10 protein-coding genes are annotated in these 10,250 nt (G+C 68.8%); 5 read left to right on the forward strand and 5 right to left on the reverse strand.

The features are described 5' to 3' along the window. The 3 genes from G6016_RS10680 to G6016_RS10690 form a co-directional block, all read left to right on the forward strand. Positions 1-1,353, forward strand: a 1,353-nt coding sequence (locus G6016_RS10680; protein ID WP_182632640.1) for a PTS fructose transporter subunit IIC, incomplete at its 5' end; no start/stop codon positions are given. A 65-nt stretch (positions 1,354-1,418) separates the two neighbouring features. Further along, positions 1,419-1,676 carry an HPr family phosphocarrier protein gene (locus tag G6016_RS10685; protein ID WP_182632641.1) on the forward strand — a complete coding sequence of 86 codons (258 nt, stop codon included), beginning with the start codon at positions 1,419-1,421 and terminating at the stop codon, positions 1,674-1,676. A 168-nt stretch (positions 1,677-1,844) separates the two neighbouring features. Next, entirely contained in the window at positions 1,845-3,047 is a 1,203-nt protein-coding gene (locus tag G6016_RS10690; protein ID WP_182632642.1) for an oxidoreductase, read from the forward strand. 15 nt (positions 3,048-3,062) lie between these two features. Here G6016_RS10690 and G6016_RS10695 read toward each other — a convergent pair whose 3' ends face one another. Next, on the reverse strand, positions 3,063-3,683 hold the full coding sequence (locus tag G6016_RS10695) for a TetR/AcrR family transcriptional regulator (RefSeq protein WP_182632643.1): 621 nt from the start codon (positions 3,681-3,683) through the stop codon (positions 3,063-3,065). A 113-nt stretch (positions 3,684-3,796) separates the two neighbouring features. Between G6016_RS10695 and G6016_RS10700 the strand changes: the two genes are divergently transcribed. After that, positions 3,797-3,964 carry a hypothetical protein gene (locus tag G6016_RS10700; protein ID WP_182632644.1) on the forward strand — a complete coding sequence of 56 codons (168 nt, stop codon included), beginning with the start codon at positions 3,797-3,799 and terminating at the stop codon, positions 3,962-3,964. A 308-nt stretch (positions 3,965-4,272) separates the two neighbouring features. Beyond that, on the forward strand, positions 4,273-4,818 hold the full coding sequence (locus tag G6016_RS10705; protein WP_182632645.1) for an HdeD family acid-resistance protein: 546 nt from the start codon (positions 4,273-4,275) through the stop codon (positions 4,816-4,818). A gap of 206 nt (positions 4,819-5,024) precedes the next feature. On the opposite strand, the gene G6016_RS10710 is transcribed toward G6016_RS10705, so the two are convergent. The 4 genes from G6016_RS10710 to G6016_RS10725 all read right to left on the reverse strand — a co-directional run. After that, positions 5,025-6,461: a purple acid phosphatase family protein gene (locus tag G6016_RS10710; protein WP_338403580.1), complete on the reverse strand. Its 1,437-nt coding sequence runs from the start codon at positions 6,459-6,461 to the stop codon at positions 5,025-5,027. Between the two features lie 89 nt (positions 6,462-6,550). After that, positions 6,551-7,846, reverse strand: a complete 1,296-nt coding sequence (locus tag G6016_RS10715; protein ID WP_182632646.1) for a purple acid phosphatase family protein — start codon at positions 7,844-7,846, stop codon at positions 6,551-6,553. Between the two features lie 228 nt (positions 7,847-8,074). Next, complete coding sequence (locus G6016_RS10720) at positions 8,075-9,664, reverse strand: ABC transporter permease (RefSeq protein WP_182632647.1); 1,590 nt, start codon at positions 9,662-9,664, stop codon at positions 8,075-8,077. Further along, on the reverse strand, positions 9,661-10,250 hold a 590-nt coding region (locus G6016_RS10725; RefSeq protein WP_479682405.1), incomplete at its 5' end, for an ATP-binding cassette domain-containing protein. The genes G6016_RS10720 and G6016_RS10725, both read right to left, overlap by 4 nt.

Genomic DNA, 10,250 nt, shown 5'->3' on the forward strand with positions numbered 1-10,250 from the left:
GACCGCGGGCGGTTCGCCGGCAAACCCGTCGTGGAGTACGGCGTCAAGAAGGGCATCGACGCGCCCGACCAACTCCTCGACGAGGCGGCCGCCGCGGTGAGCAACCCCGACGCGCGGCGCGTCTCCGGCGACGCCGGCGGCGACGGCTCTACAGGTGCCGAGTCGGCCGGTTCCGGCGGCGACGAACACTGGGCGCGCGGACTGCAACGAGCCGTGATGACCGGCGTGTCCTACATGATCCCGTTCGTCGCGGCCGGCGGTCTGCTGCTCGCCCTCGGCTTCCTCATCGGCGGCTACGACGTGGCGTACGTCTGGCAGGCCATCGTCACCGACTACTCACTGACGCAGCTGCCCGGCGAGATTTGGGCGCTCGAGGGCGAGATCGTCGACGCCGGCGCGGAAGGCGCAGTCGTGTTGTCCCGCAGCGGATTCGGACTGTATCTCGGCGCGGTGTTGTTCGCGATCGGCCAGGCGGCGATGGGCTTCATGATCGCCGTGCTGTCCGGCTACATCGCCTACGGTCTGGCCGACCGGCCCGGCCTGGCGCCCGGCTTCGTGGGCGGCGCCATCTCCGTCACGCTCGGCGCCGGATTCATCGGTGCGCTCATCACCGGCATCGTCGCCGGCTACCTCGTCCGTTGGATGACTACATGGAACGTGCCGCGGTGGCTCGCCGGCCTCATGCCGGTCGTCCTGATCCCGCTGCTCGGTTCGCTCGTGATCGGCCTGCTCATGTTCCTGCTGCTCGGCCGGCCGCTCGCCGCGGTCACCGAGGGGCTCGAGTCCTGGCTCAACGGCATGACCGGCTCGTCCATGATCCTTCTCGGCATCGTGCTGGGGCTGATGATGTGCTTCGACCTCGGCGGGCCCGTCAACAAGGCGGCATACACCTTCGCCACCGCCGGGCTGGCGATCGACAACCCGGCCTCGCTCAAGATCATGGCCGCCGTCATGGCCGCGGGCATGGTGCCGCCGCTGGCGCTGGGTCTGGCGACCGTCGTGCGGGCGAAGTTGTTCAGTGAGGCCGAGAAGGAGAACGGCCGCGCCGCGTTTTTGCTGGGTGCCAGCTTCATCACCGAGGGCGCGATCCCGTTCGCGGCCGCCGACCCGCTGCGCGTCATCCCGTCGATGATGGCCGGTGGCGCCGTGACCGGTTCGCTCATCATGGCGTTCTCGGTCGAGTCGTACGCACCGCACGGCGGCATCTTCGTCTTCTTCGCCATCAACCCGGTGTGGGGCTACCTCGTCGCGATCCTCGCCGGTATGGCGGTGTCGTGCATCGCGGTGATCGCGGCCAAGTCCGCCCGCCGCGACCCGGCCCCGACCCCCGAGCCGGCCGCCGTGGCCGCCTGACCCGCACCATTCACGTCCACCAACCCCGACCCCACCCCACCCACCCCATCCAGAGGAGAACCCCCATGCCCAGTAAGACCGTGATCGTCGGCTCCGCCGAGGGACTGCACGCCCGCCCGGCCGGGATCATCGCCGAGGCCGCCGAGAAGTACGACACCGACATCGAGATCACCTTCGGTGACGAGGAAGCCGACGCCGACTCCGCGATGCTCATCATGGCGCTCGGCGCGGAGAAGGGCGCGGAGGTCACGGTGACCGGCGACGACGCCGATGCCGTGGCCGAGATCGCCGCGCTGATCGAGCAGGACCTCGACGTGGAGTAGGCGGCGGGCGGCCGACTCGGGGCGGCGATGAACAGCCGAGCCGGGCGCCAATCAAGCATTTGCTTGGTTGGGTTTGGAAACCTATGCTCGGACGGGAGATCCATCGGGTGACGACCCGGCTTGCGGCCGGTCACCGTCACCTCACGCCCAGATGAGAGGTCCCGCGCGATGAGCCAGCAGGTCGCCCCCGGTCGCGAAGCACTGTTCCAGCCCCTCGAGATCCGATCGCTGCAGCTGGCCAACCGCCTCGCCATGTCGCCGATGACCCGTATGGGCTGCCCGGACGCGCTGCCGGACGAGGTCAACCGGGAGTACTACGCCTCGCGCGCGGCCGGCGGAACCGGGCTCGTGGTGACCGAGGGAATCGGCATCGATCACCCCACGTCGGTCGACCACGCCTGGATCCCGCGCCTGGACACCCCGGAGTCCGTCGAGGCGTGGCGCGAGGTCACCGATGCCGTGCACGCGGCCGGGGGCAGCATCATCGCGCAGCTGTGGCACGTCGGCCCGCTGTGGGGCGCCAACGCGCGCTTCGACAAGCCCAATCGCGACCGCCTGATGGAGATGCGCCCGATGCGCCCGTCGGGACTGTGGGGCACGCCGGGCGTGACGACCTACTCCGAGCGCAGCGTCGCCCGCTGGGCTCCCGAGATCGCGCCGATGACCGAGGCCGAGATCGCCGAGACCATCGAGGCGTACGCGCGTTCGGCGAAGCTGGCGATGGAGGCCGGCTTCGACGGCGTGACCCTGCACGGCGGCCACGGGTATCTGCTCGACGCGTTCGTCTGGGCCGACACCAACCGCCGCACCGATTCGTGGGGCGGCGACCTGGCCGCGCGCGTGCGTTACCCGGCGGCAGTGGTGGCCGCGGTGCGCGAGGCGATCGGCCCGGACGCGCCTCTGTTCTACCGCTTCTCGCAGCACACGCAGCAGGACTACAGAGCCCGCAAGGCCGAGACCCCGGAGGAGCTGGGCGTGTATCTCGGCGCTCTCGCGGAGGCCGGCGTGGATCTGTTCGACGCGTCGACGCGCCGGTTCAGCGATCCAGCGTTCCCCGAGCTCGGGGGCGACGACGGCGAGGTCACCCTGGCCGGTTGGGCGCGGCGCCTCACCGGCAAGGCGTCCGGCGCTGTAGGCGGGGTGGGCATCGGCACCTCGCTTCGCGAGCAGAAGGCCGGGGCCGAGGTCCGGCCATCCGACAACGTGGATCAGGTCGTGGACCTCATGGGCCGCGGCGAGTTCGACCTCATCTCGGTGGGGCGCCTCCACCTGGCCGACCCGGCCATCGCCGGCGTCCTCCGCTCGGCGGGCCCGCTGCCCGAGTTCGTGCGGGAGCAGCACGAGGCGCCACTGCGCACGCCTCAGGTCTGACCCGGAGCCGGTGGCTCACATCGTCGAGGTAGCCGCCTGCTCGGCGACCGGCCGGCCCGCGATCTCGGGACGGGCCAGCAGTCGCTTGGCCATCTCGCGCCCCTGCCAGAGCATCTCGGTCCCGTAGATCGGGCGATGCGCGAAGGCCCCCTCCAGCAGGAGGAACAGGTGATTGCCCAGCATGCGGTGGTCGATGTCGGGGGCGGAGTCCTCCTTGACCAGTTCCTCGAGCAGGTCGCAGACCGAGTGCTTGTGGTAGCGGATCACCTCGTGGGCCGGGTGGTCGTCGGGCAACTCGGCGGCGGCGTTGAGGAAGGCACAGCCCCGGCGGGCATTGCCGTGGTTGGCGGCGTACACCGTGAAGAACGCCAGGGCCCGGGGGCTTTCTGCGCGCTCCACCTCGGCCTCCAGAAGCTCCCACCACCACCGGTGACGGTTGAGCAGGTAGGCCACGACGAGCCCGTCCTTGGAACCGAAATGCTTGTAGAGCGTCGGCTTGGAGACCCCGGATTCGGCGGCGATCGTGTCCACTCCGACAGCGTGAATGCCCTGCTCATAGAACAGCTCGGACGCCACGTCGAGTAGCCGCTGGGCGCCCGGGGTCAGGTCGGTGAGGTCAGGAAAATCAGTCGCCATATCGCTATTGACTTTACAGACCTGTATACCTAATCTGCAGTCAGCGGTTTACAGACCTGTATACCCAGACCGGTTCGACCCCTTCCCCCAGCCCCCTTCAAGGAGGGAATCCCATGGCACTGCTCCGCCCCTTCATCAATGTTCTCGCCCAGATGTGGTTCACCCTTGACGCCGCGAGCGCGGTGCGCCACGGCAAGTCCGTCTCGGACCGGGCCAGCCGCTACGTGATGGTCGATTCCGCGCGACCCGCGCTCGTCGACCGCATGCCTGTCGCTGCCTGATCCTGCTTCCGGCCGGCTCGACGGTCGGCCCCGCCGCCACTCGCGGCAGCAAGGCTCACACCCCCCCGACTTCGGCAAGGGCGATCTTCCGACGCCACCCGGCCGGAAGGTCGCCCTTGCCGCATGTGGGGGCGCCGGACCTACCCTGCCCGGACCGCTCGGCGCCGGCGCGAACCAGTGGAAGAAATGCGTGACCCACGTCACCTCCACCCGAAGCCAAACCCGCCTCCAAATCGGACACCAGTCACTAGATTAAAATCTATTGAGCACAATCGTGTTCGCCGACTCGATTCGAACGGGGTCCCCACATGACCACTTCCACATTCACACCGGTCGCCAAAGGCATGCGCGCAGCGCTGATCATCGGCGGCCTGATCGCCGTCGCCTTCGGTATCGCCGTCCTCGTCTGGCCCGGCAAGACCGCGGTCGTCGTCACCGGCGTCATCGCGGTCTGGGCGATTATCGCGGGTCTGATCTACATCGGGATGTCGTTCGCATCCACCAGCCAGTCCACGGGCAGCCGCGTGGGACACGGACTTCTTGGTCTGCTGTATGTCGTCGCAGGCATCTACGCCTTCGCCTCGCTTCAGCAGTCCGCGGCGTTCCTCGGCATATTCGTCACCGTCCTCATCGGCGTGATGTGGATCTTCGAGGGCTTCACCGCCCTGTTCAGTCTCGAAGAGGCCAGCTCGAAGGGACTGACGATCTTCTTCGCCATCATTTCCGTGCTCGCCGGTATCTCGCTGGTGTCCACCCCGCTGTGGGGCGCCGGTTTCCTCTGGTGGCTCGCCGGCATCGCTCTTCTGGTCCTGGGCATCCTCAACGTGGTCCGAGGATTCTCGATCAAGGCCTGATCAGCTGGCCACCCACATCACGGCACGCGCCCCATCGCGAACCGCCGGCCCGTAGCCGGACGACCCGCGGTGGGGCGCTATCAATTGATGGCGTCGTTCAGTAGCCCGCGCAACCGGCAACCGCCGGATCACCGCATCACCGTGCCACCGACACGCTATGACGCCAGCAACCAGTCCGGCCCCAGATGCCGGAGCCGGACTCTGGGTCAGATTCCCGACAGGTCCCGGTGCACCACGTAGTTGCGGTGATCGGTCAGACCCAGCGTGTAGTCGGGGTTGATTCCCAGTCCCGCCCAGCGTGAGCGCGCCGACCACCGCAGCGCCTCCTCGGTGCCGATCCGGTGGAAGTTCATCATGTACCCGCCGGTGTACAGGTGCAGGAGCGTGTACCCGCCCGGGTAGCCGCCATTGGAGGCGGTCTCCACGAAATCAACGTGCTGCGCCGCATCCGGGGAGGTGCGACGGGCTCGATGCGTGTGACCCGCCCACATCATGAAGACGCCGGGCGCGCGCGTGAAATGGCCCTGCAGGATGTTCGCGTCGTGCTCGTTGAGGACGAAGATCGGCCCACTGACATTCGTCCAGGCCGCCTCCCGGGTCACCGGGTGGTGGGCCATCGCCAGCGTCGGCCGGTCCGGATCCGCGGCCAGTTCCGCCGCGATGTCCGACATCTGATGAGGCAGGATCTCGCCGCCGGACGCATCCAGCATCGCACTGTCGATCCCCAGGACCCGAAGCCCGCCGATCGACGTCGTCCACATCTGCTGCCGCGGGATGAACTCGGCGCCCCAGACATCCCGGTGATCCGCGGTTCCCTCGAGCACCGGGAAGGCCTCGTAGCCGGCAGCCAGGTCCGAAGACGGGGTGTGCGGTCGGTCGTGATTTCCGCGCGTGACGTGATAGTCCACGCCATGGGTGCCGTAGGTGTCCATGATCTCGCGGAACTTGCGCACCTCGTCCGGCCTGGCCTCCGAGGTGGTGTCCCCGTTGACCAGGACGCGACTCACCCCGTGGGCGCGGGCCTCGGCCAGCGCACCACGGAGCATGATCTCCGGGAACGGATCCGCCCCGGGCTCCTGGATGATGGGTTCCGGCATCCCCGCGAACAGGATGCCGTGCTCGTCCTCACCGATGTGGGTGTCGTTGACCAGCGCGATCGTCCGGATGTAGTCGCCGGGTGGGGTGGACAGCGTGCGGAACCGGCCGAGACGCTCCGGGGACCATGCCTGGTTGGTCGCGACGAGTCCCGGCCGGGCGGCGATCCCCCGACTCCGGCATTCGAAGCGGTACGACCGGTTCGGCTCGAGGCCGGTGATGGTCACCAGGTGCATGCCCCGGGGCGTCGGATCGTGGTGGACGACCTTCATGGGTGCGGTCCCGTCGGCGGGGCCGAGCAACACCTCGGAGTCCGACGGAACAGTCGGGCGCAGTCCGCCGACCGGCGGGTGAGGCCCGTTGTAGCACGCCCAGCCGAAGGTGACCGAGGTGTCGGTGAGGGTGACGACCTCGAGATCGGTCACCACCAGACCGGATGCCGAACCCGTGCCGAAGTGCTCGAGGGAGAACGCTCCCGCCGAGGCGCCGCTGAGCGCGACCAGCCCCGCCGCGCCGGCACCCGAGGTGAGCACCGTTCGCCGACTCACGCCCACGCGCACGGCAGCCCTAGCTGATCGACTCCGGACTCTGCGCCCATGGTCGAATCCGAATCCGCCGCCGGCACCCGGCATTCGGATCACGCCCCTGGCCTGGTCTCGATGACCTTCTTGTCCCCATCGCACTTGTCGATCGAAAACGCATCGAGCACGTCGCCCTCGGTGGCGGGCTGGGTTGCCTTCTCGGAGACGTGCCCGATGATCGAGGTGTAGTCCATGCGGCAACCGTCGACGTCAATCCGCTGGAAGGTCGAGATCCCGCCCGCACCGACGACACGCTTCCCACCCGAGAGCGACCACGGGTCGCCTGCGAGGTCGACGTCGTAGTACTTCCCGCCGGCGACCGTGACTGCGTACGCGGGACCGTTCGGGTTGCCGGCCTGATGACCGCGCGCATAGGCGTGGTCATGGCCGGTCAGCACCAGGTCGACATTGTGCTTCTCGATGACGCCCCGGAACGCATCCCGGTGGAAGGGCTCATCGCGCCGGCTCGTGGCGTTCCACACCGGCTCGTGGAAGTTCACGACCGCCCACTGGTGGGGATTGTCCGCCAGGACACGGTCGAGCCAGGCCGCCTGCTCGCCGAGGCGGATGTAGTTGGCGTGCAGGGTGATGAACCGAACGCCCTGGTAGTCGTTGAAGAACGTCGTGTCGGGCAGCCCGTCGACGCCGTTGTTCGGGAACTCGAAGTGCGCGCGGTGCAGGTAGGCGAACGGATCGAGCATCAGTTCGTGGTTGCCGGGCGCGACGATCGAGGGCCGGGTGGCCATCGTTCCCTGCATCCCGGCGAAGAAGTCGTGCCACTCCACATCAGCGTGGGGATTGTCGATCTGGTCACCCGAGTGCACGGTCAGTGCGGCGTCGGGGGAATGCTCGAGGGCGCGGGCCGCGACCTTGGGCCAGACGCTGTCGAGGTGCGTCTGCGCGTCGCCGTAGTAGACGAAGCTGAACGGTTCGGACGTGGCGCTCGCCGTGGTGAACTCCGCCCACTCGCCCGGCACACCGTCGACGATCGGCCGGTAGGTGTAGGTGGTCGCCGGCTGCAGGCCCGTCAGGTGAGCGGCGAAATGCTCGGCGACCGGCAGCGGCCCGGGGGGCATGATCGGCTCCGCGCCGCCGCCCAGCCGCGACAGCACGAGGCCGGCCGGTACCCGGACCAACTCGCCGCCGGGAGCCGCGTACTCCACCTCGCCGACGGCACCGGGCGCGCGGAACGACACCGACATCCCGTTTGAGGCATCCTCACGCGGATTGACGACGACCCGATCGACCTGCGCGGTGGCGGGCGCGGCGTGGGCGGTCGACGCCATCGGCGCGAGCACCGTCAACGCGGCCACCCCGGCGATGAGCGGGCGAACGGACAGGGACTTCAGCATGTGTCGAGGCCTTCGGGAGTCGTTGAGCACGGGAAACTAGCCGACCAATCACGTCGGTGATGGACATTCGACCTGGACGTTACGAAGTCGAGACGAAGCTCCGGTGTCTCTCAGGGTTCACACAGCCCGAATTCGAGTGAACGACAGGTGTCGTTCACCGCAGTGAACGGGATCCGGGTGGCGTCGACCCGAGTGGAGTGGATGCGGGCGGGGTGGTGGCGGGTCGCCTCACCCGAGATCTCGCCGGCGATAGCCGACGAACCCGACGGCCAGTAGGCCGGCGGCGACGAGAGCGAGCCAGCCGAGCGAGGCCCACGACGGGGACGCGGCGCCGACGTTCGGCACATGATGCAGCGGGCTGATGCCGAGCGCCCAGCCCGGGAGTCTGAAGGTGGGGCCGAGAATGGTGAGCCCGAAGGTGGCGACGATGCCCATCCACCCGACGAGCCGGGCCTGAGGGGCAGCGCCGACCGCCGCCACCGCGAGCCCGACGAGCACCCAGACCGCGGGGATGGTTGCCGCCGCCTGGCCGACAACGGTGCCGACGGACACACCGGTGGGGCCCGTCGCCACCAGCCCGAGCGCGAGGCCGGCCACCATCAAGCCCAGGGCGGTTGCACCCAGCGCGACGATGACGTTCGAGGCGAGGTAGGTCTCGCGCCGGAGCGCCCCAGCGTACAAGGCCTCGGCGCGGAGTTCGGCTTCCTCGGTGTGGATTCGCATGATCACCTGCACGCCCATGATGGCGGTGATGATCGCGATGATCTGCAGCAAGGTGGCCACGAAGACCATGGTCAGTGCGGACGCATCCGCGCCGCCTGCGGCGAACACCTGCGCCATCGCGGGGTTTCCGGCGACGAGATCGCGCATCGACTCCACCAGATTGCCGAACGTGGCCCCAAGCGCGGCGAGAGCGACCAGCCAGGCCACGACGGTTCCCCGATTCAGGCGCAGCGCCAACCCCCAGACCGAGGTGACCAACCCGCCCCTCACAGGACCGGGGCGCGGGCTGATCAACCCCTGCCCGAAGTCGCGGCGATTTTGCAGCGCGAACGCGGCCGCCACGAGCACGACGGTCAGCGCGAGTGCGGCGAGAAGCGGCCAGAGGTCATTGGCGACCGCGGGTCGGGTGCGTTCGAGCCAGCCGAACGGCGTCAGCCACGTGGTCCACTCCCGGGCGCCGCTGGAGTCGAAGTAGCCCCGCATCACGAACAGGACGCCGAGCACGCCCAACGCGAGACTGCTCGAGGTGCGCGCCTCCGCGCCGAGCTGGGCCGCCACCGCCGCCACGCCGGCGAACATCAGGCCGGAGGCGGTGAAGGTGGCCGCGATCGTCAGCGTGGCGAGTGCGCCGCCGCCGACCGCGACGGTGAGGAGGAAGCAGACCACCCCGAGCGCGACCGAGGCCACCACCGCCATGAGGATCGCGACGGCGAGGCGTGACTGACGGCCCATCACCCCGGACGCGATCAGCTCGGCCTGGCCGGAATCCTCGTTGGCGCGGCTGTTGCGGACGACGATGAGGATCGCCATGACCCCCGCGAACAGTGCGCCCAGCTGGCCCGCGCGCCACGCGTTGAAGCCGTCCGCCGACATGAGGTCGTGTGCCGGGCCGAAGATCAACGACAGTGCCGGGTTGGCGCCGAGGGTCATGGCGAGCTCCTGCCGCTCCGCCTCGGTTCGAAAGACCCAGTCATAACCCAGGATCGACGTCGCCGACAGCGCCGAGATGAGCACGACCCAGGGCGCGATACTGCGGATGTCCAGTCGCAGGGACACCGCCAAAAGTGGCCGGGACCCGGTGAATGCCGAGGTCATCGGGTCAGGTCCTGCCCGGTCGAGTTCTGACCGCTGCGGCGGCGCCTGCCTGCGCTACCGGCGGTGGAATCGTTGTCGTCGTCGTCCTTCTTGTTGTCTTTGTTGTCTTTGTTGTCGAGGTCGCCCTCGCGGTGGTCGCCGTCGTAGTGGCGCAGGAACATCTCCTCCAGCGACGCCGGGGACACCGTCAGGTCCGCCAATCCGTAGGTGGCCAGGCCCGCCATGGCCTCGGTGATCCGATCCGGGTCGCACGTGGCGGACAGTCGGTTCCCCTCGAGGGCGTGGGGGTGGACGAAGGTCAGCTCCGCCGCGCTTGCCGGGGGACGCTCCAGGGTCGCGGTGATCGTGACCCGGCTGCCGCCCCGCAGCTGCGCGAGGGTGCCGCGGTCCACGATGCGGCCGGCGCGGATGATGCTGACGCGGTCGGCTAGCGCCTCGACCTCGCTCATGATGTGGCTCGACAGCAGGATGGTGCGGCCCTTGGCCTTCTCCGTGGCGATCTCCTGCTGGAACACCTCCTCCATGAGCGGGTCGAGGCCCGAGGTGGGTTCGTCGAGGATGAGCAGCTCGACATTCGAAGCCAGCG

The organism is Dietzia aerolata (assembly GCF_014144865.1).
Lineage (GTDB): Bacteria > Actinomycetota > Actinomycetes > Mycobacteriales > Mycobacteriaceae > Dietzia > Dietzia aerolata.

Coding starts and splice junctions, on each gene's coding strand:
- G6016_RS10685 (WP_182632641.1), top strand. CDS start 1,419: ATGCCCAGTAAGACCGTGATCGTCGGCTCCGCCGAGGGACTGCACGCC.
- G6016_RS10690 (WP_182632642.1), top strand. CDS start 1,845: ATGAGCCAGCAGGTCGCCCCCGGTCGCGAAGCACTGTTCCAGCCCCTC.
- G6016_RS10695 (WP_182632643.1), bottom strand. CDS start 3,683: ATGGCGACTGATTTTCCTGACCTCACCGACCTGACCCCGGGCGCCCAG.
- G6016_RS10700 (WP_182632644.1), top strand. CDS start 3,797: ATGGCACTGCTCCGCCCCTTCATCAATGTTCTCGCCCAGATGTGGTTC.
- G6016_RS10705 (WP_182632645.1), top strand. CDS start 4,273: ATGACCACTTCCACATTCACACCGGTCGCCAAAGGCATGCGCGCAGCG.
- G6016_RS10715 (WP_182632646.1), bottom strand. CDS start 7,846: ATGCTGAAGTCCCTGTCCGTTCGCCCGCTCATCGCCGGGGTGGCCGCG.
- G6016_RS10720 (WP_182632647.1), bottom strand. CDS start 9,664: ATGACCTCGGCATTCACCGGGTCCCGGCCACTTTTGGCGGTGTCCCTG.